Here is a 26291-nt window from a genome sequence, read left to right as displayed (position 1 = left end):
AGCGCAATCGAAGCGCAAATCCCCTCATCTCCGCGAAACCAGAAATCAGAAACCAGAAACCAGAAATCACCCCGACCCCGCAGGCTTTTCTTGTCAACTTCTTGCCGGGAAAAGCCTGAGTAATTCCGGATTCCGTCATTCAGGCGCCAACGAAAGCCGCTGGCGCCTGAATGACTTGCCCGGCGCTTCACCAGGATGCGAGAATCCGCAGTTTTAACCGTCTCCTGGAACCCCGCTTGCGCGGGAATGAATCAACCGTGTTTTTCTAAACACGGCACCAGACTACGTACCACGCACCGCCAGCAACCGGGCCCACGGGCCGAGGCAGCCAGCCAGCGAATACGAGCACTCAAGCTACCTATTCAAGGAGACTGCCTCATGAAGTTCGCTTCACCCCGATCCCGGCGCAAGCTGATGCATACCGCCGTCCTGCTGAGCCTGGCGCCGCTGTCCATGACCGCGCTCGCCGACACCACACTCAAGGAGACGGTGGTCACCGCCACGCGCAGCGAGGCGGCCATCGACGACCTGCCTGTCACCGTCACCACCGTCACGCGCGAGGACATGGATCGCCGTCCGGTGCTCGACGAGGTCGACCTGTTCCGCGACGACCCGGACATCGTCATGGCCCGCGACCTGCGCCGGCACGGCGCGACGCGGGTGAACATCCGCGGCATCGAAGACACCCGCGTCGTGCAGACCGTCGACGGCGTGCGCATGGACGACTACTACGACAAGAGCGGCCCGACCAACTACGTCACCAATAACCCGCTCGGCGTCATGCCGGACTTCCTGCGCCAGGTCGAAATCGTGCGCGGCCCGGCCTCCAGCCTCTACGGCTCGGATGCGCTGGGCGGCGTGGTCGGCTACCTGACGCTGAATCCCGAAGACATCGCGCCTGGCGACAAGAAGACCGGCGTGCGAGTCAAGGGCACCTGGACGGGCGCCAACGACGGCCTGACCGGTACGGTGATCGGCGCCTGGCGCGGCGAAACCACCGAACTGCTGCTCGGCTGGTCGCAAATCCGCAGCAAGGAACTCGAAACCAAGGGTACGGATAGCAGCTTCGGCCCCAATCGCACCGAAGCCAACAAGCTTGACACCGACGACCGCGGCGGCATCGCCAAGCTGATCCTCAAGCCGGCCGTCGGCCACCGCCTGACGGCGACCGTGGATGGCCGCATCCAGGAGACCGATTCGGACATCCGCCGCCACGCTTGGGAGTACAACACGGTCACGAAAATGCTGGGCGACGACGAAACCTCGCGTCTGCGCGCCAGCCTCGAATACGAACACAAACCGGCGAGCGCCTTCTACGACCGGATGACGGCACGCCTGTCGCACCAACGCTCGGAAACCGAAAACAAGAACTTCCAGCAGCGCGGCCCGGCCCGCTACCTGTTCAACGGCTCCGGCTGTTCGGCGGAGAGCAACGCACAGGCCGTATATCTTCCAATCATGCCGACCGACCTTCGCGGCTGGCTCAATGCCAACTGCGACATGCAGCAGAGCTTCCAGATGGAGCAGACGCAGACCGCGTTCAATCTGCAATTCGAGTCGGCCTTCGATCTCGCCAGCGTTTCGCACCTGCTCACCTACGGTGCCGACCTGAGGCGCCAGGAAGTGGAAACGTTGCGCGACGGGACGATCACCCTCACCAACAGTCCGACCCCCATTCTCGGCCCCCTGATTCCTCCGACAACGATTCCTGGCATCAACCCGGCGGTTCCGCCGGCCGCCGGCACGGTCATCAAGAACTCCGCCGGGGAAGTCTATCCGCTGCGCGATTTCCCGAACGGCACGACGGATACCATCGGTCTCTTCGTGCAGGATGAAATCGCTCTCTTCAATGATCGCCTGACGCTGACCCCGGGCATCCGCTACGACTGGACCCGGCTCAAGCCGGAGGTGGACGCGCTGGCCGCCGTCATGCTCAATTCCCTCAACGTCTCGGTCAGCACGCAGAAATACAGCCGTGCTTCGCCGAAGCTCGGCTGGCAGTGGAAATTCACCCCGGCAGTGTCGACGTACGGCCAGATCGCCAGCGGCTTCCGCGCGCCGAACTACAACGAAGTCAATGGCTCCTTCCGCAATACCACCTACGGCTACGGCATCACCCCGAATCCGAATCTGAAGCCGGAAACCAGCGTCGGCGTCGAACTCGGCCTGCGCGCCAGCGGCGAAGCCGTGCGCGGCCAGTTCTCGGTGTTCGACAACCGCTACAAGGACTTCATCGAATCCGGTTATCTCAGCTGCCCGACCGACCCGGCCTGCATCCCCGGCCTCGCCAGCGGCACCCTGCAGTACCGGAACCTCAGCAAGGTTCGCATCTACGGCGCGGAAGTCCGCGGCAGCTGGAATTTCGCACCGGGATGGCAAGCGGACGGCGCCATCGCCTACTCGCACGGCACCGATACGGATCGCAGCAAGCCGCTGAACAGCGTCGATCCGCTGCGCGCCAGCTTTGGCCTCGGCTACGCTGAAAACGGTTGGGGTGCGGAAGGCCGCCTGCGTGCCGCTGTGAACAAAACCCGTATCGACGACAGCGGCCTGAGCACTCCCCGCAGCGGTCCCCAAGCCGGCAAGCGCCAGTACTACTACCGCACACCCGGCTACGGCGTGATCGATCTGGCCGTCTGGGTCAAGCCGAGCCGCGATACGCGCGTGACCCTTGCGCTGAACAACGCCTTCGACAAGAAGTACTGGATATGGAGCGACATCCGCCACATGGACGTGCATACCAGCACGCCCGGTGTCGACTTCTACTCGCAGCCCGGGCGTAACGTCCGTCTCGCTTTCCAGGCGGACTTCTGACGATGATGTTGCAAGCAAGCGGAGCCGAAGCGTGGGCACGGGCGCGGGCGGTTTTCGTCCCGGCGCTGATCCTGTTCAACCTGCTGGCCGGCCTGCTGTTCAGCAGCGCCGCGCTGGCGAAGGATGCTTCGGTGCTGTTCATCACCACTTCGCCGGTTGCCCCGGCGAAGTTCCGCTTGCTGGCCGAGATCGCCCAGCCGCAGGGCATCGGTGTCGAAGTTCGCTACGTCGAAAAACTGCCGCGCGAGAGCGATGCGCAGTTGTTTGCCGGCTACCAGTTGGTGGTGTTCGATGCGCCGCGCGACCATCTGCGCGACATGGTGCGCGGACGTCTGGCGGCGGTGCTGCCCGGCCTGCGCGTGCCATCGTTATGGATACACGACACGCAACCGAGCTGGCGCGGTCTGCCCGACGCGCTGGCCCAGCGGTTGCACAGCTATTACCTGAACGGCAGCCGGCGCAATTTCGAAGGTTTCTTCGCCACGCTGGCGGCGCACTTTGCCGGCCGGCCGCCGACGGGCATCGCCGAGCCCATCGTCTTTCCCAAGTCGGCCGTGTATCACCCCGAGGCGCCTGAACTGGTGTTCGCCGATGCGCGGGCCTATCTGACGTGGCAGGAGCGTCGCGGCCAGGGCAGCGGCAAGGACGCGCCGGTGATCGCCATCACCATGTACCAGGCCGCCATTGCCAATGAGCAGACGGCCTTCATCGACGATCTGATCGCGCGCATCGAGGCCGGCGGCGCGCGCGCACTGGCCTTCTACGGTTCGCTGATGGACGCCGACGACATGTCGAAGGTACTCGCCCCCAGTGGCGCGCGTCTTGCCGATGTCATCATCAACACGCAGATCATGCTGAACCCGGACGGGCGACGCAAGGAATTCGAGACGCTCGGCATGCCGGTGATCCAGGCGATGGTCTATCGCCAGGGCGACGAGGCGGCCTGGGCCGCCGACCCGCAGGGCGTGCCGCTGATGGATGTGCCGTTCTTCATGGCGCAGTCGGAGTATGCCGGCATCACCGACATCCAGGTGGCGGCGGCGGTGCGCCGGAGTGACGACGCCCAGTTGCCCATCGCCGCGCAGTCGGCGGCAGTGGCGGGCAAGGCGCTGAACCTCGCGCGCCTGCAGCGCAAGACGAATGCCGACAAGCGCATCGCGATTCTTTACTGGAACTACCCGTCGGGCGAAAAGAACCTTTCCGCCTCGTTCATGAATCTGCCGCGCAGCCTCGAAAACACGCTGTCGGCGATGAAGGCCGCCGGCTACGCTACCGAGACGCCTTCCGAGCCGGAGCTGATCGGCAACCTGCAGCAACTGTTGCGGCCGTTCTACCGCGACGATGCGCTCGACGAACTGCTGCGCACCGGCAATGCCGAACTGCTGCCGATGAAGACCTATCGCCAGTGGCTGGCCGGACTGCCCGCGTCCGTCGGCGCGGAAATGACCGCCAAGTTCGGCCCGCCCGAGAAATCGGCGATGGCGATCCGCCGCGGCGGCGAGGATTATTTCGTCATCCCCCGCTACCGCATCGGCAACCTGGCGATCCTGCCGCAGCCGCCGCGCGGCGAGAAGTGGGAGGACAAGGAAAAGACGCTCTACCACTCGACCAAGGCGCCGCCTTCGCACTTCTACTACGCCGTCTATCTCTGGGCGCGCGAGCAGCACCGCGCCGACGCCATCGTGCATTACGGCACCCACGGCACGCAGGAATGGCTGCCGGGCAAGGAGCGCGGGCTGTCGGTGTACGACTACCCGCTGCTCGCCCTGGGCGATCTGCCGGTGGCCTATCCCTACATCGCCGACAACATCGGCGAGGCGCTGCAGGCCAAACGGCGCGGCCGCGCGACCATCGTCAGCCACCAGCCGCCGCCGTTCCGCCCCGCCGGCCTGCACCAGACGCTGACGAACATCCACGACCTGCTGCACGCCTGGCTGGGCCAGGACGAGGGCGCGGTGAAGGACAAACTCAAGGCCGATCTGCTGGCCGTCGTGAAAAAGGAACGCATCGAGCGCGACATGGGCTGGAGCGCCGAACGCGCCGCCGCCGAATTTCCCGCCTTCATCGATCTGCTGCACAACCATCTGCACGAGCTTGCCGAAACGGCGCAGCCGCTCGGCCTGCACACCTTCGGCCGCGCGCCCGACGAAAAGCATCGCCTCGCCACGGTCATGCTGATGCTCGGCCGGACGTTCTGGGAAGCCGCCGCCGAACAGGCCGGCGTCAAGTCCGAGGACAGGGATGAAGCGCTGATCGCGGATTACGACAAACTCACCGATTCCGCGCCTTACCATCTGCTGCGCCGCCACGTCATCGATCAACAGCCGCTGGACGGCCTGTCGCCGGCCCTGCAGCAGCAGCTCGAACAGGCGCGCCGATGGTATGCCGACATCGGCGCCGGCAACGAGATTCCGGGACTGTTGACGGTGCTCGACGGCAAGTATCTGCCGACCTCCTACGGCGGCGATCCGATCAAGAATCCCGACGCTTATCCGACGGGGCGCAATCTCTACGGCTTCGATCCATCGCGCGTGCCGACGCCGCAGGCCTGGGCCGCCGGCAAGGACGCCGCCGAGAAACTGCTGGCCGAGCACCGCCGGCTCAAGGGAACGCTGCCGAAAAAACTCGCCTTCTCGCTGTGGTCGGTCGAAACCATGCGCCATCAGGGCCTGCTCGAAGCGCAGGCGCTGTGGCTGATGGGCATCGAGCCGGTCTGGGACAGCGGCGGCCGGGTGGTCAATGTGAAACTGGTGCCGCGTGCAGAACTCGGCCGGCCGCGCGTCGACGTGGTGCTGTCGGCCACCGGCCTGTATCGCGACCACTTTCCCAACGCCATGAAGCAGCTCGCCCGCGCCGTGCAACTGGCCGCCGAGGTGAGCGAAGCGGAGGAGCCGGACAACCCGCTGGCGTCCAACGCGCGCAGCATCGCCGCGCGCCTGATCAAGCAGGGTGTGGCGCCCGAGGTTGCGAAGAAGGCCGGCCAGACGCGCATCTTCTCGTCGGAAAGCGGGCGTTACAGCACCGGCCTCGACGATGCCGCGCTCGCCACCGACACCTGGCAAGGCAAGGCCGAGGGCGACCGCAAGCTCGCCCAGCTTTACCTCGACCGCATGCAATTCGCCTACGGCCCGGACGAGGCGGACTGGGGCAAGACCGGCGGGGCACTGTCCGGCGGCAAGGGCGGCGCGGCGTACAACCCGGCGTACAACCTCTATGCCGAACATCTCAAGGGCACCGAGGGCGCGGTGCTGTCGCGCACCTCGAACACCTACGGCATGCTGACCACCGACGATCCCTTCCAGTATCTCGGCGGCATCGCCCTGGCGGTGCGGCAGCTCGACGGCAAGGCGCCGGAACTCTACATCTCCAACCTGCGCGGACAGAATCCGCGCGCCGAGGGTGCGGCGCAGTTTCTCGCCAAGGAACTGTCTACCCGCAACTTCCATCCCGGCTACATCAAGGGCCTGATGAAGGAGGGCTACGCCGGCACCCTGCAGGTGCTCGACGGCGTGAACAACTTCTGGGGCTGGACGGCGGTGGCGCGCGAAATCGTGCGCGACGACCAGTGGCAGGAATTCGCCGACGTCTATGTGCGCGACAAGCACAACCTCGGCGTGCGGCAATGGTTCGAGCGCCACAACCCCCACGCCCTGGCGCAGACCATCGAGCGCATGCTGGAAGCCGCCCGCCAGGGTTACTGGCAGGCGGATGCCAGGACCGTCGCCGAACTGAAGCAGCGCTACCGCGAGCTGGCCGCGCGCCATGACGTGAAGAGCGACAACGCCCGCTTCGAGCGATATGTCGGCTACGGGCTGGCCAACCCCGCTGCAGCCGCGGCGCCGGCGCAGGCGGCGAATGCCGCTACGCCGCCTGCCGAGCCGCCGCCGGTTCCGCCGCCGCCACCGCCCATTCAGGGCCTGCGCCTGGAAAAACAGACCAGCACGCCTCAGCCGCCGCCGCTGGGCGCGGCCGTGCTGCTCGGCCTCGGCCTGATCTTCGGTTTCGGCGGCTGGCGTCAGCATGCGCAGGGCCGCCGGCAGGTTTCTTGAGGCTTCGACCACACAATGACAGGACGACAGGAAAACCCCATGGACGATCGCTGCGAAATCGAGGACATGCCGCTCGAAAACCATCTGGCCGCCCTCGTCATGCTGCTGACGGTATCGAGCATCCACGGCCCGACCAGCGCCAAGCTCGCCGCGGTGCGCTCCCATCTGCGCAAGGCGGCGCGCCAGCCGGGCCTGTCGATGCCGCTGCGCAATGCACTGGAGCAGTCGCTGGCGATCTGGACGACCGTCGAATGCCACCCCGCTTCCGATCAGCGCGCCGGCCTGCGCGATGCTCGATGCCGGCCGTTCCGTGCATTGACTGTCGCTTTCCACGCTTCTTCGATCAATTTCTCACCGCTACAAGGAGAACACCATGTCCCGTTACACCGGCCCGCGCGTCAAGGTTCTGCGCGCACTTGGCCTCGACCTGCCCGGCTTGTCGCGCAAGACGATGCAGGATCGCAACCAGCCGCCGGGCCAGCATGGCGCGCGCAAGGTTGCCTCGAAGAAGTCCGAGTTCGGTCTGCAGCTGCTGGAAAAGCAGAAGCTGCGCTACAACTATGGCCTGACGGAGAAACAGTTGCGCCGCGTCGTCGCCGACGCCAAGAAGGCGCGCGGCGCGACCGGTGAGAACATGGTGCAATTGCTCGAACGCCGTCTCGACAACATGGTGTTCCGCGCCGGCTTCGCGCCGACCATTCCGGCTGCCCGGCAACTGGTGGCCCATGGACATTTCCAGCTCAACGGTCGGCGCGTGACGATTCCTTCGATACGCCTGCGCGTCGGCGACAGCTTCGCGCCGGGTACGGCCGCCGCCAAGCTCGACATGATCCGTGCCACGCTGGAAGCGCCGTCGCTCGAACGGCCGGAGTGGATCGGTTTCGATGCCGCCACCCTGACGGCGCGGGTGAACCACCTGCCCGGCGGCGATGCCGCGCCTTTCCCGCTCGACCTGCAGCGCATCGTCGAGTACTACGCAACCCGAATGTAAGGATTCGTCATGACGTGTTTCCCTCGACCGCCTGGCGGCACCCGGCGGCGGCGTCCTTTGGCTCCGGCGCTGGCCACCGCCTGCCTGGGCTGCCTGGCCGGCGCCGTTGCGCCGCTGCCGGCAATGGCGGCGCCGCCGACGGCGATGCCGGAAGTCACCATCACGGCGAAGGGCGATGCGCTGGCCGAGCAGCGCGCGGCCGCCTCGCAGAAGACCGTGCTCGACCGCGCCGAGATCGAAAGCCTCGGCGGCCTGACGGTCGGCGAGGTGATCCGCAAGCTGCCCGGCGTCGATGCCGGCGAGCACAGCGGCGATGGCGGCATGAGCGCGCGCTCGCGCGGCATGGTGCGCGACTCGGTGCAGTTTCTGGTCAATGGCGAACGCCCGACGGCGAACGCCCGCTTCGCGCTGACGCAGATCGGTCGCATGCCGACGGAGGAACTGGAGCGCATCGAAATCCTGCGCGGTGCTTCCGCAGAATTCGGCGGCGCGGCGCCGGTCACGGTCAATCTGGTGATGCGCCGTCCGCTGGCGAACGCCGCCAGCTCCTTGAAGGCCGCCATCGGCCAGCGCGGCGACCAGCCCAACGGCCAGTTCACCTTCAGCCGCAGTGGCGGCGCGGATGGTTTTACCTGGCTGTTGCCGCTGACCATCAACCACCATGGCATGCCGGTGGAACAGACGCTCGTGCGCACTGACACGTCACCGTCGGCGCAGCGCGAGACGGAACGCGGCGATTACCGGATCGACGAACTCATCGTCTCGCCGCGTTTGTCCTGGAAGGACGGCGCGAACAACTTCACACTCTGGCCCAGCGTCTATCGCAACGATGGCAAGCGCGCCACGTTGATCGACAACGATGCCACCGGGCAACGGCGCGACAGCGAAAGCAGCGCCATGCGCATCAGCCGCCTGCGTGCCGAAAGCGAGCAGCGCATCGGCAGCGGCAAGCTTTCCGCCCGCGCCGCCGTGATGGACGGCCGGCGTGAGGCCGACCGCGAGCGACGGCCCACCAGCGCGGCGGCCTGGCAGGAGATCGAGCGGCGCCAGGATGGCGAGCTGTCGGCCAGCCTGCGCTATGACCTGCCGCTGGGCGCCGACGATGCGCATTACTTCTCGGCCGGCCTCGATGCCGCCCGGCATCGCCGCGAGGATGGACAGTGGTTCACCGGCGGCCTGAGCAGCGCCAGCAACTTCATCGGCCGCGAACGCCAGTGGTCGGCCTGGTTGCAGGACGAATGGCGGGCGCAGCCCGACCTGACGCTGACCGCCGGCCTGCGCGGCGAAACCATGAGCCTGTCGGCAAACAACGCGACGCGGCGGCATGGCGCGGTCACGCCCTCGCTGGCACTGAAGTGGGAAGCCGCGCCGGGCTGGGTTGCGCGGCTGTCGTCCGGCGGCGCCATCCGCTTTCCCAAGCTGGAGGAGCTGACCTCGGTCACCAGCCGGGCGGCTTCGGCCAATTCGCCGCTGGAACCGGATCGCGGCGGCAATCCGGCCTTGCGCCCCGAACGCATCGTCAATCTGGAAGCGGGACTCGATCGCAATCTCGCCGAGGAGGCCGGCGTGATCGGCGTCAACCTGTATCTGCGGCGCACCCGCGACTTCGTCGAGCGGCGTCAAGCGCTCGAAGGGATGCGCTGGGTGGATCGTCCCGAGAACACCGGCCTGGCGCGTCACTGGGGCATGGAGTGGTCGGCCAAGCTGCGCGGCACGGCGCTGCCCTGGCTGCCGCCGAGCGCCAGCCTGCGCGCCAACCTGACCCTGCCGCGCGGCGAGGTGGATGACCAGCGCCTCGGTTTGCGCCGCGCGGTGCGCGACATGCCCAGCCATACCGCCTCGCTGGGCTACGAGCAGAGCCTGACGAGCTGGCCGGTGAGTTTCGGATTCCAGCTCCAGCGCAGCGGCACGACGCGCAGCCGCGTGGCGGATGAGTTGGTTTCCGACAGCAAGTCGCGCAATCTTCTCGACGTCCATCTGGTGCGTCGCCTCGATGCGTCCTTCAACCTGCGCCTGGCCGTCCAGAATCTGCTCGGCGCCGATACCCGCCGCTACGCCACCGCAATCGACGGCGCCGATGCCTGGTCGCTCGACACCGCCGAGCGCGGCCAGCGCACCTGGCTGCTGTCGCTGGAGGGCAAGTGGTAACGGCCGCGCGCCGCGCCCTGCCGCGCCGCCTGCGGTGAACGGCGCGGCGCCGCATCCTCGATTCATTTTCCTGCCACGACATACGACATGAAATCCGCTTCCCTGCTCGCCCTCGTGCTTTACCTGCTCTGCAGCGTGGTTGCGCATGCAGCGCCCGCCGCGCCCACGGCAGACAGGGTGCTGTTCTTTTCGCCGATCATGGGCAAGCCGTCGCAGCAGGCGAAGTACGCCGCCTTCGCGCGCACGGCGGCCGGGAAGGGGATGAGCGTCGATCACCGCTTCACCGACGAGGTGAGTCCCGAGGCGGCGCGGGCGCTGTTCGCGCAGTACCGCATCGTCATTTTCGATGCCCTCTCCGGCCCCGATTCGCTGGCCCCGGTGGCCAGCGCCTATGGTCGGGCCGTCGCCGCCAATCCCGGCCTGATCGCCGTCGCCGCCGGGCTGCCCGGCACGCCGCTGACGCAGAATGCGCCCGAGGGAATCGAAGGCGAGCTGCATCCCTACCTGCAGAACGGCGGTCAGGAGAACTTCAGCCGGCTGCATAAATTTCTCAAGGTGCGCCTGCTCGGTGAGCCTGGCAAGGTCGAGCCGCCGCTGATCTTCCCGCAGGAAGCGCTCTACCATCCGGATGCGCCGCAGCTCATTTTCAAGGATACGGAAAGCTATCTGCGCTGGCGGCCAGCCAAGCCGGGACAGGCGACGGTGGCAGTGATCTTTCACCGCAACCATCTGGCCGCCGATTCGCTGGCGCCGGTCGATGCCACCATACGCGCGCTGGAAAAGCGTGGCCTGGCGGTGCTGCCTTACTACTCCGACATCGTCAGTGATTATCTTGGCGAAAAGTTCCTGATGAAGGACGGTAAGCCGCGCGCCCAGGTGGTCATCACGCATCAGGCAATGATCATCGATGCCGAAAAAGTGCGCGCCCAGGCCGCGCGCATCGGCGTGCCCATTTTGCATGCGCTGCATTACCGCGACGGCGACGTCGAAGTGTGGAAAAAAGACCTCACGGGCATTCACCTGACGCAGGTGCCGATGACGCTGGTGATGCCGGAAATCATCGGCTTCATCGACCCGATGATCGTCGCCGCGCAGGATGCCAGGACGAAACGCATGGAGCTGATTCCGGCACAGCTCGACGCGCTGGTCGGCAAGGCGGTGAGCATGACGCGGCTGGCGCAGCGGCCCAACGCCGACAAGAAGCTGGCGCTGTTCTTCTACAACTACCCGCCGGGCACCTCCAACCTCGGCGCGGCCTTCCTCGACATACCGAAATCGCTGGCGGCACTCACCCAGGCGCTGCAGCAACGTGGCTACAGCGTCGAACCACGCGACGCCGAATTCTTCGAGAAGGATGCCCTGGCGACGCTGGCGCCCTACTACAGCAAGAATGTTGCTGCCGACGTTCCGGCGCTGGTGAAGAATGGTTATGCCGCGCTCTGGCCAGTGGCGGCCTACCGCCGCTGGTACGACCGCCTGCCGCACGAGGTGCGCGCCGGCATCGAGAAATATTGGGGCGCGCCGGAAAAGAGCCACATGACGGTGATGCACCAGGGCCAGCGTCATTTCGTCATTCCCCGCGTGGCGCTGGGCAACGTCATCGTGCTGCCGCAGCCGCGTCGCAACGAGAGCGAGAACAGCCAGGGCGATGCGCAGCTCTACCACGACACCAAGGTGCCCGTGACGCATTCCTATCTCGCCACCTATCTGTGGCTGCGCGAACAGGTCGGCGTCGATGCGCTGGTGCACCTGGGCACGCATGGCACGCAGGAATGGCTGCATGGCAAGGAGCGCGGCCTGTCGGTGTATGACGACCCCTACCTGATCCTCGGCGATACGCCGGTGTTCTATCCCTACATCGCCGATAACCTCGCCGAGGGCATCCAGGCACGGCGGCGCGGTCGTGCCACGCTGATCTCGCATCTGACACCACCGTTTGCCGTGACCGGCACCTTCGACGAAATGAGCGAAATCAGCCGCCTCATCAACGAGCATGCCTCGGCCGGTGTCGAGTCGCTGAAGGAAAAAGTGTTCCAGAACATTCTGGACAAGGTGATCGCGACCAAGCTCTATCTGGACATGGACTGGGAGAGCCGCGAAGACAACGCGCGTGCGCGGGCCGTGCGCGACCCCGAGGGTTTTCTCGATGTCCTGCACGACTTCCTGCTGGGGTTGTCCAACCAGGCGCAGCCGCTGGGTAATCACACCCTGGGGCGCCTGCCCAAACGTGAGCACATGGTGTCGACGCTGGCGCTGATGCTCGGCAAGGATTTCCTCGTTGCCGCCGACGGGCCGGAAGCCGCCAACACGCGCGACTACAAGCTGTTCGAAACATCCAACGCCGCCCGCCTGCTGGCCGAGCACGTCATCGACGGCAAGCCGCTGGACGGCGTGTCCACCACGCTGCGCCTCTATCTTGAAACCGCCCGCGGCCATTACGCGAACTTCCAGGCCAGCGACGAAATCGGCAGTCTGCTCGCCGGCCTCGAAGGGCATTACATCCCCACCGGCTACGGCGGCGACGTGGTGCGCAATCCCGACCTGCTGCCCACTGGCCGCAACATGTACGCCTTCGACCCGGCCAAGGTGCCGACGCGCAGCGCCTGGGAAACCGGCAAGCAGCTCGCCGAGCAGACGATCGCGGACTACCGCAAGCAGCACGGCCGCTATCCGGAGAAGCTGGTCTTCAACCTCTGGTCGCTGGAGACCATGCGCCACTTCGGCGTCATGGAGGCGCAGATCCTCGCGCTGATGGGCGCGCGGCCGGTGTGGAACGAAACCGGCATGCTCAACGACAACGTCGCCGAGATGGTGCGCGACCGGCTGCGCAACATGCCCGAGTTCATCTCCAGGCTCGCCGTCAACACGCTGACCGGCGACCGCCTGCTGAAGATCGCCGACTATCTGCCCGAGCGGGTGAAAAGCAAGATCCCGCTGGCGCGCATGCACGACATGCGCAACATCGGCCGCGACGACATCATCGGCGTCGAAGCGATCCCGGCCAGCGAGCTGAATCGCCCGCGCATCGACGTGGTGATCTCGGTCACCGGCCTCTACCGCGATACGTTTCCCGGCCCGATGAAGCGCCTGGCCGAGGCGGTGAAGAAGGTGGCGGAACTCGACGAGCGCGACAACTTCATCCGCCGCAACACGCAGAGCCTGCGCCAGATGCTCGCCGGCCAGGGGCTGGCCGGGGACGAGGCCGAGATGCTGTCCACCGTGCGCGTCTTCTCCAGCCAGGTGGGCCAGTACGGCAACGGCGTTTCCGAAGTCGCCGCCGCCTCCGATACCTGGGAGACGGACGACACGATCGCGCGCAGCTATCTGAACACTCTCGGCTACTACTTCGGCGCCGACGAGAAGCGCTGGGGCGAGAAGCGGGCGGGCCTCGACCTCTACGCGAAGAACCTCGCCGGCTCGGACGCCGTGATGTTCTCGCGCACCTCCAACCTCTATGGGCTGCTCACCTCCGACGATCCCTACGGCTATTTCGGCGCGCTGTCGCTGGTCATCCGCAAGCTTTCCGGCAAGTCGCCCGACAGCCTGATCGCCAACCTGCGCTCGGCTGACGATCCACGCATGGAACCCACGGCCCGCTTCATGGCGCAGGAGCTGAAGGGACGCCAGTTCCATCCGCAGTGGATCGTCGCGCAGCGCGACCAGGGCTATTCCGGCACGCTCAACGTGCTCGATGCGGTCGAGAACTTCTGGGGCTGGCAGGTCGTCGACCCGAACGCCGTGCGCGAAGACCAGTGGCAGGAATTCCACGATGTCTACGTCCGCGACAAGCTCAAGCTCGGCACGCGCGAGTGGTTCGAGGAGAAGAATCCGCGCGCGCTGGCGCAGATCGCCGAGCGCATGCTCGAAGCCAATCGCAAGGGCTACTGGCAGGCCGACGCCGCGACGCTGAAGGAACTGGTCGAGGTCGTCGAGGATGCCATGCGCCGCCACGGCTTCGAGCCGATGAACGAGAAGGTGATGCCCTTCGTCGAGCAGTTGAAGAGCAGCGGCTACGGTCTCGATTTTGTCACGCCGGCGCCGGGCAAGGTGGCCGCGCAGCCGCCGCAGATCGAGGGCCAGCGTCTCGAAAGGCAGGACGAGGGCAGCGCCGCCACGCCGCCGGCCGACCTGCCGGCGTTCCTCGTGCTCGCGCTCGTGCTGCTCGCGGTCAGCACCGCGGCGGGCGCATTGCGCCAGGCCGGGCGTCTGCCCACATTTTCATTCCGTTTCCCAACGACTACCCACAGGAGTTTTCCATGAGTCAAATGCTCGAAGTCATGATGTACCAGGTCGGTCAGATCTTCTTGATCCCGACCCTGCTGGTCATCTCCGTCATGTTCCTCTATTCCTTCTACGCTCTCGGCGCCTTTCTCGTCCAGGGCTGGCAGCGCAAGCGCGGCGGCCGCAACGGCATGGCGGGCACGGCCGGCGGCTATCCGTTGATCCTCTGGGCGCGCAGCCGGCCCGGCATCAGCGACGACGATCTCGACGTCATCGCCCACAAGATGCTGGAAACGCCGCGTCTGGCCACGCGCATCGCGCCGATGCTGGGGCTGGTGGCGACGATGATCCCGATGGGGCCGGCGCTGAAGGGGCTGTCCGACGGCAATCTGGCGCAGGTGTCCGACAACCTGGCGGTGGCTTTTTCCGCCGTCATCCTGGCGCTGATCGCCGCTTCGATCACCTACTGGATCGTCTCGGTCAAGCGCCGCTGGCTGGCCGAGGAACTGGCCTGGCTGATGGCGCAGCCGGAGCGCCGGCCTGTCGCTGCGGCCGGACGCGAAGCGCGGCTCGACGAAGGCGATGAAGCGGGAGCGGCGGCATGAAGTTCCTGCACGAACCGGAATCCGACGATCCCATCCTCTCGGTCGTCAACCTCATCGACATCTTCCTCGTCATCATCGCCGCGCTCCTGATCACCGTGGCGCAGAACCCGTTGATCAACCCCTTCAGCAAGCAGGACGTCACGGTGATCACCGACCCCGGCAAGCCGAACATGCAGATGATCGTCAAGAAGGGCGAGAAGATCGAGAAATATCAGTCCAGCGGCCAGGTCGGCAGCGGCGACGGCGAGAAGGCCGGGGTGGCCTATCGCATGAAGGACGGCTCGATGGTGTACGTGCCGGAAGGCGGAGACGGCGGGAAGTGAGACCGGCCCCGGCTGGCGCGCGGGATTGGGGTTATTGTGATTCCGCCAGCCAGTCGCGCGGCGGCAGGAAGTCGGTATACAGGCGCGCTTCGGCGCTGCCGGCGGCGGGTTGCCAGTCGTAGCGCCAGCGGACGATGGGCGGCAGCGACATGAGGATGGATTCGCTGCGGCCGCCGGACTGCAGGCCGAACAGCGTGCCGCGATCGCAGACCAGGTTGAATTCGACGTAGCGGCCGCGGCGATAGGCCTGGAAATCCCGCTCGCGCTCGCCGTAGGCCAGATCGCGGCGGCGTTCGATGAGTGGCAGATAGGCATCGATGAAGCTGTCGCCAACGTTGCGCGCCAGGGCGAAACAGCGCTCGAAGCCGCCGCTGTCGAGATCGTCGAAGAAAATGCCGCCCACGCCGCGCGGCTCCTGGCGGTGCGGCAGGTAGAAATAGCGATCGCACCAATCCTTGTATCGCGCATGCAGGGCGTGACTGTCGGTGCCGTCCTCGAACGGCGCCAGCGCGTCGCGGCAGCGGGCGTGAAAATGGCGCACGTCTTCCTCGAACGGGTAGTAGGGCGTCAGATCCATGCCGCCGCCGAACCACCACAGGGGAGCTTCCTGCGGGTCGCCATCGGGGCGGCGGGCGATGAAACAGCGCACGTTCATGTGCGCCGTCGGGCAATAGGGATTGCGTGGATGCAGCACCAGCGAGAGGCCCATGGCTTCGAAGTCGCAACCGGCCTCGGCCAGCCCGGGATGCGCCGCGCTGGCCGAGGCGGGCAGCCTTGCGCCGCGCACGCGGGAGAAGTTCACGCCGCCGCGCTCGAACACGTTGCCTTCCTCGATCACCCGGCTGCTGCCATGACCGCTGCCATCGGGTCGCGTCCAGTCATCGACGCGGAACTGCTGGCCGTCGCAGGCTTCCAGCGCGGCCACGATGCGCTCCTGCAACTGGCTGAAATATGCGGCGGGCAGGGCAGCGTCGATGGACGGCATGAAGCGCCTTTCCTCGGGAAAGGGAGAACTTATTTCCGTTGCAGGGCGCGATGGCCGATGTCGCGGCGATATTGCATGCCGGCGAAATCCAGTTCGCCGACGGCCTCATAGGCGCGTTTCTGCGCCGTCCGCAGGCTGTCTCCCAGGGCGGTCACGCAGAGCACGCGGCCGCCGCTGGTGACCACCTGGCCGTCCTGCTCGGCCGTGCCGGCATGAAAGACCTGAACATCGCTGCCGTCGGCATCGGCCTCATCCTGCGCCTGCGCGCCGTTTGCCCCGCCCAGACCCAGGATCGGGTCGCCCTTGCGCGGATGGTCGGGATAGCCGTGCGCGGCGAGCACCACGCCCAGCGCCATGCGCCGATCCCATTCGGCTTCGACCTGATCGAGGCGGCCGTCGATGGCGGCATCCACCAGTTCGACGAAATTGCTTTTCAGCCGCATCATGATCGGCTGGGTTTCCGGGTCGCCCATGCGACAGTTGAATTCCAGCACCTTCAGCGTGCCGTCCGGCTTGATCATCAGGCCGGCGTAGAGAAAGCCGGTATAGCGGATGCCGTCCCTGTTCATGCCGTTGATGGTCGGCATGATCACTTCGCGCATGACCTTGGCGTGCAGGCTGGGCGTGACCACCGGCGCCGGCGAATAGGCGCCCATGCCGCCGGTGTTCGGCCCCTGGTCGCCGTCCTGCAGGCGCTTGTGGTCCTGGCTGGTGGCGAGCGGCAGGGCGTGCGTGCCGTCGGCCATGACGATGAAGCTGGCCTCCTCGCCGTCGAGGAACTCCTCGATCACCACCCGCGCGCCGGCATCGCCCATCTTGTTGTCGAGCAGCATCATGTCGATGGCGGCATGGGCTTCTTCGAGCGACATGGCAACAACGACGCCCTTGCCGGCGGCCAGGCCGTCGGCCTTGATGACGATGGGCGCGCCCTCGGCATCGACGTAGGCATGGGCCGCCTGGGCATCGCTGAAGGTCTGGAACTTCGCCGTCGGGATGCCGTGGCGGGCCATGAAATTCTTGGCGTAATCCTTGGAGCTTTCCAGTTGCGCTGCCGCCTGGGTGGGGCCGAAGATGCGCAGCCCGCGGGCGCGGAACAGATCGACGATGCCGGCGGCCAGCGGCGCTTCCGGCCCGACGAGGGTGAAATGCACGTGCTCGCGGCTGGCGAATTCGGCCAGGGCGGCCGGGTCGGTGAGCGGCAGGTTCTTCAGCTCGCGATCGCGCGCCGTGCCGGCATTGCCGGGCGCGACATAGATGGTCTGCACTCCCGGCGCCTGCGCCAGACGCCAGGCCAGGGCATGTTCGCGACCGCCGGAACCGATGACGAGTAGTTTCATGATTCAGTGAGGAGGAAGGAGTCGGGAGTCAGGAAGCAGGACGGGAAGCGGGGTCTTGTTGCACCTCGCGTCCTGCCGCCGGTCAGTGACGGAAATGGCGGAAGCCGGTGAATACCATGGCCACGTTCTGCTCATCGGCCGCGGCGATGACTTCTTCGTCGCGCACCGAGCCGCCGGGCTGGATCACCGCCGTGGCGCCGGCCTGGGCGAGCACGTCGAGGCCGTCGCGGAAGGGGAAGAACGCATCGGAGGCGACGACCGAACCGGCGACGGTGAGGCCGTTGTTCTCGGCCTTGATGGCGGCGATGCGGGCCGAATCTACGCGGCTCATCTGGCCCGCGCCCACGCCGGTGGTCATGCCGTCCTTGCAATAGACGATGGCGTTCGACTTGACGTATTTGGCCACGCGCCAGGCAAACAGCAGATCGGCCATTTCCGTCGGCGTCGGCGCGCGCTTCGTGACGATTTTGAGATCGGCCTGGCCGATCACGGCATGGTCGGCGGTCTGCATCAGCAGGCCGCCGCCGACGCGCTTGTAATCGAACGCAGCGTGCGTTGCGGATGCTGCCTCGTCCAGCGGCACGACCATGACGCGCAGATTCTGTTTGGCGGCGAACACCGCGCGCGCCTCGGGCGTGATTGCCGGAGCGATGATGACTTCGGCGAACTGGCCGGCGACGGCTTCGGCGGCGGCTTTGTCGATGGCGACGCTGAAGGCGATGATGCCGCCGAATGCCGAAGTCGGATCGGTCTTGAACGCCTTGCGGTAGGCGGCTTCCGCCGTCGCCGCGAGCGCCACGCCGCAGGGATTGGCGTGCTTGACGATGACGCAGGCCGCGGCGGAGTCACCCGCGCCATTGCCGCCATCCCGGAAAGCCTTGACGCACTCCCAGGCCGCATCGGCATCGGCGATGTTGTTGTAAGAGAGTTCCTTGCCCTGCAGTTGCTGGTAGGTGGCGATGCTGCCGGCGGCGGCCTGCGGCTCGCGGTAGAAGGCCGCCGACTGATGCGGGTTTTCGCCGTAGCGCAGGGCATCCACCTTGTCGAAGGCCAGTTGCAGGCGTTCCGGATAGATGCCCGGCTGATCCTGCGCATCCAGCGAGGTTAGCCAGTTGGCGATCATGCCGTCGTAGCGGGCGGTATGGACGAACGCCTTCTTCGCCAGGGCAAAGCGCGTGGCATAGGCGAGCGCGCCGCCATTCGCTTTCAGCTCGGCGACGATGCCGGCGTAATCGTCCGGATCGGTGACGATGCCGACGCCGCCCTGTTCGTTGCCGTGATTCTTCGCCGCCGCGCGCACCATGGTCGGGCCGCCGATGTCGATGTTCTCGATGGCGTCCTCCAGTGTGCAGCCGGGCCTGGCGACGGTCTGGGCGAAAGGATAGAGATTCACCACCACCAGGTCGATGCGCTCGATGCCGTGCTGCGCCATGGTCTGCAGATGCTCGGGCAGGTCGCGGCGGCCGAGGATGCCGCCATGCACCTTGGGATGCAGGGTCTTGACGCGGCCATCGAGCATTTCCGGAAAACCCGTGTAGTCCGAAACTTCGGTGACCGGCAGGCCGGCATCGCGCAAGAGTTTTGCCGAGCCGCCGGTAGACAGCAGCTTGATGCCGAGCGCATGCAGCTCGCGGGCCAGCTCGATCGCGCCACGCTTGTCGGAAACACTGATCAGGGCCTGGGTGATTGGGGTCATGGGTGTCACAGGTGTAAGGGGTTGGTGGCGAGTCGTAAAGAGGATTACAGCAGTTGGTATTCGGTGAGCTTGCGGCGCAGGGTGTTGCGGTTGATGCCGAGCATTTCGGCGGCCACGGTCTGGTTGCCGTCGGCCTGTTTCAGGACGATTTCCAGCATCGCGCGCTCGACGTTGGAAACCACCATGGCGTGGATGTCATGCGGCTTCTCGCCTTCCAGATCGCGGAAGTAACGATTCAGGGAGCGGCGCACGCAATCGGCCAGATCATTCGAACTCATGCGGCAAGCACCTCTTTGACGGCGGTAGGAAATGCAGGCAGCGCGTCGTCGGCTTCCTGCTCGTAACGCGCATGCGTCCGGGCATGGGCGTGGAAGAAATCGTCGGTGGCCTGCAACTGGTCGCGCACGTTGCCGAGCTGGTTCATGGCATGGCGGAACGTCGCCGCGCCGGCGATGCCCTTGGTGTACCAGGCGATGTGCTTGCGGGCGATTTTCACCCCGGTATCTTCGCCATAGAACGCATACAGGTCGGCCAGGTGCTGGCGCAGGATGCGGTGAATCTCGCCCACCGACGGCGGCGGCAACAGCTCGCCGGTATTCAGGTAATGCTCGATCTCGCGGAACAGCCAGGGCCGGCCCTGGGCGGCGCGGCCGATCATCAGGCCGTCGGCCTTCGTGTAGTCGAGGACGAAGCGGGCCTGCTGCGGCGTATTGATGTCGCCATTGGCGATCACCGGGATGTTGACCTGCGACTTCACCAGGGCGATGGTGTCGTACTCGGCCGCGCCGCGATACTGGTCGGCGCGGGTGCGGCCATGGATGGCGATGGCGCGCACGCCGCTGCCCTCGGCGATGCGCGCGATGGCGGGCGCGTTCCGGTTGTCGCGATTCCAGCCGGTGCGGAACTTCAGCGTCACCGGCGTATCCGGCACGGCATCGACCACGGCCGTCAGGATCTTCGCCACCAGCGGCTCGTCCTGCATCAGGGCCGAGCCGGCCATGACGTTGCAGACTTTCTTCGCCGGGCAGCCCATGTTGATGTCGATGATCTGCGCGCCGTGATCGACGTTGTGCCTGGCCGCCTCGGCCATCATGCGCGGGTCGGCGCCGGCGATCTGCACCGAGATCGGCTCGACTTCACCTTCATGGTTGGCGCGCCGCAGCGTCTTGGCGCTGCCGTACAGCAGCGAGTTGGACGTCACCATTTCGGAAACCGCCAGCCCGGCGCCCAGTTGCTTGCACAACTGGCGAAACGGCCGGTCCGTCACGCCCGCCATGGGGGCGACGAACAGATTGTTTCTGAGCGTGTAGCCGACGAATTCCATAGACGGAGCGCAATGCAGCAGGGCGGCTGCAAGACTGAAGACGAAATGGGGAAGCGGGGGATTTTACCGCAAAGGACTGGCTGCTGTTTTCCGGAAGAAATGCAGGGAGATCGAAAGCGGTCAATGTGGTGCAGGCGCCTGGCAGGCAGCCGCCGGACGTGGCGTGTGGTGTTGCAGGAACAGGCAGGGTGTGGATTGCTGTCCTGGCGTCTAACCGTCGCGCGTGCCGTACATCATGCGCCGCGCGACGAGGCCGCGCAGCGGCGGCAGCAGGTCGAGCGCGAGTAGGGCCAGGCCGCGGCCTTCGCGCAGCAGCGGCAGGTCGTTGCTGAACAGGCGCACGATGCCGTCGGTGAAGCCGATCGTTCCGGCGCGGTCGATACGGCGCGTATTGGCGTAGCGCTGGAGTGTCGCCCTTGCCCCCGGATCGGGGCTGCCGGTCAGCACGCGGGCCAGATCGCGGATGTCGCGCAGCGCCAGATTGAAACCCTGGCCGGCCACCGGATGCAGGGTCTGCGCGGCGTTGCCGAGCCAGACGCGGCGCGGGCCGATGGGTGAGCGGCGATAGCGCAGGCCGAGCGGAAAGACGTGGCGCGGCGTGGCGGCGACGAAGCGCAGGCGCTGCCCGAGTCCGAAGTGAGCCTGCAGCGCGGCGAGGAAAGCGGCGTCGTCCAGACTCAGGAGACGCCGGGCTTCGTCCGGCGAGCAAGTGTAGACCACCGAAAAATTGTCGGCCGCGCCGCAGGGCAGCAGGGCCAACGGCCCCTGCGCGGTGAAACGCTCGTAAGCCGTGCCGTGGTGCGGCGTGCTCGTGCGGGCCTCGCAGACCAGCGCATGCTGGCCGTAGTCGCGGGTTCGCGTCTGCGTGGCAGCGTCGGCATGCGCCGCGTCGACCGCGCCTTCGGCATAGATCACCAGGCGCGCGCTGTCCCGTGCGTCGCCGCGGTCATCGCGCAGCCAGACGCGTCCGGTATCTGCATCCATATTCACGCAGTCGATGCGCGTGTGCTCGTGGTACTCGATGCCTGCGGCGGCGAGCGCGGTATCGAGCACGGCGGCGATGTGTCCGGCGGCAACGACCTGGCCCAGCGCCGGCACGTCCTGTTCGGCCGCCGTGATGCGCGTGCGGCCGAAGCCGCCGCGCTGCGAGACGTGAATGCTGACGATCGGCGTGGCGGCGGCGGCAATCTGCGGCCAAAGACCGAGCCAGGCGAAGGTCTGCTGCGAGCCGTGCGAGAGCGCCAGCGCGCGCGGATCATGACGCGCCGCGCCGCGCGGCCGGGCGTCGAAAATGCGGGCGCCGATGCCGTGCTGCCTGAGCGCCAGCGCCAGCGTCATCCCCGCCAGCCCGCCGCCGATGATGGCGACCGGGGTTGCCTCCTCTGCCGTGCGCGGCGGCGCCGCGATGTCCGCCAGATGGGCGCCGAAGTAGGTCGGATCGCCTGACTTAGCCATGCCGCGCCTCGGCCATCAGGTTTTCGATTTCGCGGATGTTCTTTGGCGCTTCATGGGTGATGATTTCGCAGCCGTCGCCGGTGACCAGCGCATCGTCCTCGATGCGCACGCCGATGCCATGGAAGGCGGCGGGTACGTCGTCGGCGGCGCGAATGTAGCAGCCCGGTTCGATGGTCAGCAGCATGCCGGGTTCGAGCGCGCGCCATTGCTCGCCGTGCTTGTAGTCGCCCGCATCATGCACGTCGCGGCCCAGCCAGTGGCTGGTGCGGTGCATGTAATAGCGCTTGTAGGCTTCCGATTCGATGATGCCGTCGAGCGAGCCGCGCAGCAGCCCGAGGTCGAGCATCCCCTGCGCCAGCACGTGCACTGCCGCATCGTGCGGCGCGATGAAGCCGACACCCGGCTTGACCGTGGCGATGGCGGCTTCCTGGGCCGCGAGCACCAGTCGATATACGTCGGCCTGCGCGCCGCTGAACCGGCCATTCACCGGGAAAGTGCGGGTGATGTCGGCGGCATAGCCGTCGAGCTCGCCGCCGGCGTCGATCAGCAGCAGCTCGCCGTCCCTGAGCGGCTGATCGTTGTCGATGTAGTGGAGGATGCAGGCATTGGCTCCGCCCGCGACGATGCTGCCGTAGGCCGGCGCCTGGCAGCCATGGCGGCGGAATTCGTGCAGCAGTTCGGCTTCGATGGCGTATTCGGGCAGGCCGGGGCGCGTTGCCTGCATGGCGCGGCGATGGGCGCTGGCGGCAATGTCGGCGGCGCGGCGCATCAGTTCGATTTCGCTGGCGTCCTTGATCAGGCGCATCTCGTCGAGCGCGGCGCGCACGTCCTGCAACTGCGCCGGCGCGCGCTTGCCGTTGCGCGCCTGGGCGCGCACGGCGTTGAGGGCCTGTGCGATGCGCGCATCCCAGACGGCATCGAAGCCCAGCGAAAACCACAGCGCGGGTTGGTCGGCCAGCAGTTCGGCAAGTTTGTCGTCGAATTGCGCGACGGGATGGCAGGCATCGAAACCGTAGGCTTCGCGCGCCGCCTCCGGCCCCCAGCGGAAGCCGTCCCAGATTTCCCGCTCGACGTCCTTCTCGCGGCAGAACAGGATGCTGCGGGGATTGTCGCCGGCGATCAGCAGCAGCACGGCTTCCGGCTCGCCGAAGCCGCTCAGGTAATGGAAGTAGCTGTCGGGGCGATAGGGATAATGGGTGTCGCGGTTGCGCAGTTGCTCGGGCGCGGTGGGAATCACGGCCAGTCCGCCGCCGTGGCGTTGCATGTGTTCGAGCAGGCGCGCGCGGCGCGCGATGAAAGGCTGGATGTTCATGAGTGCCATGAGTGCAAGGACGGCGAAATCGGTTTCAGGATTTCGGATTCTGGAGTTGCCGGCGCAGCCGCGCATCGAGTTCCGCGAGCTGGGCCGGGGTGCCCAGATTGTCCCACACCGCATCGAGCCGCGCGCCCTGGATGCGCCCGGCAGGAATCGCCGCATCGAGCAGCGGTCGCAGCGGTAGCTTGGTGCCCGGCGCAATCTGCGCGAACATGGCCGGGCGGAACAGGCCGAAGTTGGCGTAGGTCAGGCGCGGCCCACCGTCATCGGCCAGGCGCAGGCGGCCCTCGCGCAGCGCGAAGTCGCCACCGGGATGCCAGGGTGGATTGGCGACCATCCACAGACAGGCCAGCGCGTCGTCGGCCAGTGGCAGATCGTCGAGCAGTTGGCGATAGTCGCAGGCGCAATGGATGTCGGCGCTGACGACGAAAAAAGGCTGGTCGCCGAGCAGCGGCAGGGCCTGGCGGATGCCGCCGGCGGTTTCCAGCGCCTCGGCTTCCGGCGAGTAGGCGATGCGCACGCCGAAGCGCGCGCCATCGCCCAGCGCCGCCTCGATCTGCGCGCCGAGATGGGCATGGTTGATGACCAGATCAATCATGCCAGCCGCCGCCAGCCGCTCGATCTGCCAGACGATCAGCGGCTTGCCGGCTACGGGGAGCAGGGGCTTGGGCACGCTGTCGGTCAGCGGCCGCATGCGTACGCCGCGTCCTGCGGCGAGGATCATGGCTTTCATGGTGGCGTATGCCCGGGGATGAATCGTTCGAGGGATGCCGGCAGGGGCGCGTTTTCCAGACTGCGCTGGGTGAATAGGTAGCGCCCGTCGCAGACGAAGCCGAGCTGATCCCAGGCGACCGCATTCAAGGCCGCGCAGAAGGCGGCCAGGTCGATGCCCGGGTCGTGCGGAAAGATGGCCAATACCGCGCCATCGAAGTTCTTGCAGGCATGCAGAAAGAATGGCTGCGACTGGCGCGTCCGGCCATTCACATATACCCGGGGCGCGTCCGTGATGGGATAGCCGCGTCCCCACTGCCACCAGTTGGATTCGTCATACGGCCGGATGCCGCGCGAGATGAGGCGAGCCTTGTGGGGCAGCAGCGCCTTCGGCGGCCGGGCGTTCTTGTCGACCCAGATCATGCGGCGCGTCTTGCCGGTCCTGGCGGTGGCGGCGCAGACGAAGTCGCGGTTGCCGAGTTTTTCGTCTGCGTAGATGTCGTCCGCGCCCGACACGGCGCCGACCTTGACGCGGGCGATGTCCTTTAGCTGCAGGCTGTGCAGCGCTTTCGCGAAGATCAGATGGCCTGCGTTTTCGACGAAATGCCGCCGCTCCCAGCGCGGCGCGGCCAGCGCCGTCGCGAGCGCGTCCCGGTTGCCGATTTCCGCGTACTGCACCGAGCGATCGCGGCAATCCTTCTCGAAACGCCAGATCAGGCAGTTGGGGACGGCCGCCGTGAAGATTCGGGCATCGCCCAGCTCGATGGCATGGGTGATCGTGCCATGTTCATGCAGCCAGCGATTCAGCCGCACGCTGGAGGTGGTTTTCAGAAAGTCGCGCGGGGTGATGAAAATCAGCTCGCCGCCCGGCATCAGGTGACGCACGGCCTTCTCGATGAAAAACAGATAGAGATTGGAACGCTGATCGAACAACTGCGATGCGATGAGCGCCTTGCTTTCCGGAAGGATGTCCTGATGGCGGACGTAGGGCGGATTGCCGATGATGGTGGAAAATTTCTCCGTTTCCGGATAGGCGAAGAAGTCGATGTTCAGGCTGCCCGGCGGCGCATGGCGGCGATCCAGCTCGATGGCCACGCAATCCGGCAGTTCGTTCGAGAAGGCGCCATCGCCACATGCGGGTTCCAGCACCCGTCCGGCCTGCCTGCGCAGCGCCAGCATCGCCCGCACCACGCAGGGCGGCGTGAAGACCTGGCCGAGGGTTTCGACGTTACGTACGGTTGGTGCCGTTGGTACCGTTTGTACGGTTCGTACGGCCGATGAGCTTGATTTTCGCCCCATGATTCAAAACGTATACCCCACTTCCTCCTGCCGGCCTTCCAGTTCGTCGAGCAGCTTGAGGAAGGGGCCGAGTTCGCGGTAGCGGTCGGCGGCGTGGCGCAGGTATTTCATCACCAGCGGCATGTCCTTGAGATAAGCCTCCTTGCCGTCGCGGTGGCAGAGACGGGCGAAGATGCCGAGCACCTTGATGTGGCGCTGCACGCCCATCCATTCGTAGTCGCGATGGAATTCGCCGAAGTCCGCGCGCACCGGCAGGCCGGTCTTGCGCGCCTTTTCCCAGTAGCGCACCAGCCAGTCCAGCGTCTGTTCTTCGTCCCATTCGATGTAGGCATCCTTGAACAGCGAGACGAGGTCGTAGCTGAGCGGGCCGTAGACGGCATCCTGGAAGTCGATGATGCCCGGATTGTTGCCGTCTTCACCGTCCAGCAGCATCAGGTTGCGCGAGTGGTAGTCGCGGTGCACGAAGACGCGCGGTTCGTCGAGATTGACGGCGAGGATGCGCTCGAAGGCCCGTTCCATTACGTTGCGCTGGGCAGCGTTCATGTCGATGCCGAGGTGCTTCGCCACGTACCAGTCGGGAAACAGCATCAGCTCGCGCAGCAGCAGGGCGCGATCGTATTCGGGCAGCACGCCGGGGCGGCTTGCCGCCTGGATGCGGATCAGCGCCGTGGCGGCATCCTCGTAGAGCGTCCGCGCCCGGCCCGGGTCGGCCTGCAGTACGGCGAGGTAGGTGGTGCCGCCCAGGTCGGAGAGCAGCAGGAAGCCGCGTTCGGCATCCTGCGCCAACACCTCCGGCACGTGCGCGCCGGTGGCTGCGAAGAGCTGCTGGACGTGCAGCCAGGGACGGCAGTCTTCCCGGCCGGGCGGCGCATCCATGACGATGAGCGTCCGGCCGTCGCCGTAGCGGACGCGAAAATAGCGGCGGAAGCTGGCATCGGCCGAGGCCGGGGCGAGGCTGAAGTCGCGGCCGGGCTGGAGCTGCTGCAGCCAGTCGATGATTTGTCGTTGGCGTTCCATG

Annotated in this window: 17 protein-coding genes; 7 read left to right on the top strand and 10 right to left on the bottom strand. The window is 66.4% G+C overall.

Going from position 1 to position 26291, the window contains the following annotated elements:
- The first annotated feature begins 378 nt into the window (after positions 1-378).
- From SDENCHOL_RS00550 to SDENCHOL_RS00520, 7 genes are all read left to right on the top strand, one after another.
- The gene (locus SDENCHOL_RS00550; RefSeq protein WP_172954954.1) at positions 379-2814 is read left to right on the top strand and encodes a TonB-dependent hemoglobin/transferrin/lactoferrin family receptor; all 2436 of its coding nucleotides are present in this window, start codon (positions 379-381) and stop codon (positions 2812-2814) included.
- 2 nt (positions 2815-2816) lie between these two features.
- On the top strand, positions 2817-6863 hold the full coding sequence (cobN, locus tag SDENCHOL_RS00545) for a cobaltochelatase subunit CobN (RefSeq protein ID WP_197706797.1): 4047 nt from the start codon (positions 2817-2819) through the stop codon (positions 6861-6863).
- A gap of 373 nt (positions 6864-7236) precedes the next feature.
- Positions 7237-7854 carry a 30S ribosomal protein S4 gene (gene rpsD, locus SDENCHOL_RS00540; protein WP_154715684.1) on the top strand — a complete coding sequence of 206 codons (618 nt, stop codon included), beginning with the start codon at positions 7237-7239 and terminating at the stop codon, positions 7852-7854.
- 9 nt (positions 7855-7863) lie between these two features.
- Positions 7864-10002, top strand: a complete 2139-nt coding sequence (locus SDENCHOL_RS00535; protein WP_154715683.1) for a TonB-dependent receptor plug domain-containing protein — start codon at positions 7864-7866, stop codon at positions 10000-10002.
- A gap of 87 nt (positions 10003-10089) precedes the next feature.
- Positions 10090-14262 (top strand): cobaltochelatase subunit CobN, encoded by a 4173-nt coding sequence (locus SDENCHOL_RS00530; protein ID WP_154715682.1) that lies wholly within the window; start codon positions 10090-10092, stop codon positions 14260-14262.
- Positions 14259-14828, top strand: coding sequence for a MotA/TolQ/ExbB proton channel family protein (locus tag SDENCHOL_RS00525; protein ID WP_154715681.1), 570 nt, complete (start codon positions 14259-14261; stop codon positions 14826-14828). The genes SDENCHOL_RS00530 and SDENCHOL_RS00525 overlap by 4 nt, the downstream gene beginning before the upstream one ends.
- Positions 14825-15151: a DUF2149 domain-containing protein gene (locus SDENCHOL_RS00520; protein ID WP_154715680.1), complete on the top strand. Its 327-nt coding sequence runs from the start codon at positions 14825-14827 to the stop codon at positions 15149-15151. Before SDENCHOL_RS00525 ends, SDENCHOL_RS00520 begins: the two co-directional genes overlap by 4 nt.
- Positions 15152-15182: 31 nt before the next feature.
- On the opposite strand, the gene hemF is transcribed toward SDENCHOL_RS00520, so the two are convergent.
- The 10 genes from hemF to SDENCHOL_RS00470 all read right to left on the bottom strand — a co-directional run bounded on the left by hemF (position 15183) and on the right by SDENCHOL_RS00470 (position 26290).
- Positions 15183-16136 (bottom strand): oxygen-dependent coproporphyrinogen oxidase, encoded by a 954-nt coding sequence (gene hemF, locus SDENCHOL_RS00515; RefSeq protein ID WP_154715679.1) that lies wholly within the window; start codon positions 16134-16136, stop codon positions 15183-15185.
- 29 nt (positions 16137-16165) lie between these two features.
- Positions 16166-17473 (bottom strand): phosphoribosylamine--glycine ligase, encoded by a 1308-nt coding sequence (purD, locus tag SDENCHOL_RS00510; RefSeq protein ID WP_154715678.1) that lies wholly within the window; start codon positions 17471-17473, stop codon positions 16166-16168.
- A gap of 82 nt (positions 17474-17555) precedes the next feature.
- A complete protein-coding gene (gene purH, locus SDENCHOL_RS00505; protein WP_154715677.1) occupies positions 17556-19169 on the bottom strand; it encodes a bifunctional phosphoribosylaminoimidazolecarboxamide formyltransferase/IMP cyclohydrolase in 1614 nt (537 codons plus the stop codon).
- A gap of 44 nt (positions 19170-19213) precedes the next feature.
- Complete coding sequence (locus SDENCHOL_RS00500; protein WP_154715676.1) at positions 19214-19447, bottom strand: helix-turn-helix domain-containing protein; 234 nt, start codon at positions 19445-19447, stop codon at positions 19214-19216.
- A complete protein-coding gene (dusB, locus tag SDENCHOL_RS00495) occupies positions 19444-20493 on the bottom strand; it encodes a tRNA dihydrouridine synthase DusB (protein ID WP_154715675.1) in 1050 nt (349 codons plus the stop codon). Before dusB ends, SDENCHOL_RS00500 begins: the two co-directional genes overlap by 4 nt.
- Positions 20494-20703: 210 nt before the next feature.
- Positions 20704-21948 (bottom strand): FAD-dependent monooxygenase, encoded by a 1245-nt coding sequence (locus tag SDENCHOL_RS00490; protein ID WP_154715674.1) that lies wholly within the window; start codon positions 21946-21948, stop codon positions 20704-20706.
- Positions 21941-23260, bottom strand: coding sequence for a Xaa-Pro aminopeptidase (gene pepP / locus SDENCHOL_RS00485; RefSeq protein ID WP_154715673.1), 1320 nt, complete (start codon positions 23258-23260; stop codon positions 21941-21943). Before pepP ends, SDENCHOL_RS00490 begins: the two co-directional genes overlap by 8 nt.
- A 34-nt stretch (positions 23261-23294) precedes the next feature.
- Positions 23295-23996 carry an N-acetylmuramate alpha-1-phosphate uridylyltransferase MurU gene (murU, locus tag SDENCHOL_RS00480; RefSeq protein ID WP_154715672.1) on the bottom strand — a complete coding sequence of 234 codons (702 nt, stop codon included), beginning with the start codon at positions 23994-23996 and terminating at the stop codon, positions 23295-23297.
- Entirely contained in the window at positions 23993-25273 is a 1281-nt protein-coding gene (locus SDENCHOL_RS00475; RefSeq protein ID WP_154715671.1) for an Eco57I restriction-modification methylase domain-containing protein, read from the bottom strand. Before SDENCHOL_RS00475 ends, murU begins: the two co-directional genes overlap by 4 nt.
- A 3-nt stretch (positions 25274-25276) precedes the next feature.
- Positions 25277-26290, bottom strand: coding sequence for an aminoglycoside phosphotransferase family protein (locus SDENCHOL_RS00470; protein WP_154715670.1), 1014 nt, complete (start codon positions 26288-26290; stop codon positions 25277-25279).
- Position 26291 lies beyond the last annotated feature (1 nt).

The sequence above is a fragment of the Sterolibacterium denitrificans genome, assembly GCF_900174485.1.
Classification (GTDB): domain Bacteria; phylum Pseudomonadota; class Gammaproteobacteria; order Burkholderiales; family Rhodocyclaceae; genus Sterolibacterium; species Sterolibacterium denitrificans.
This window is presented reverse-complemented; position numbering and strand designations above follow the sequence as displayed.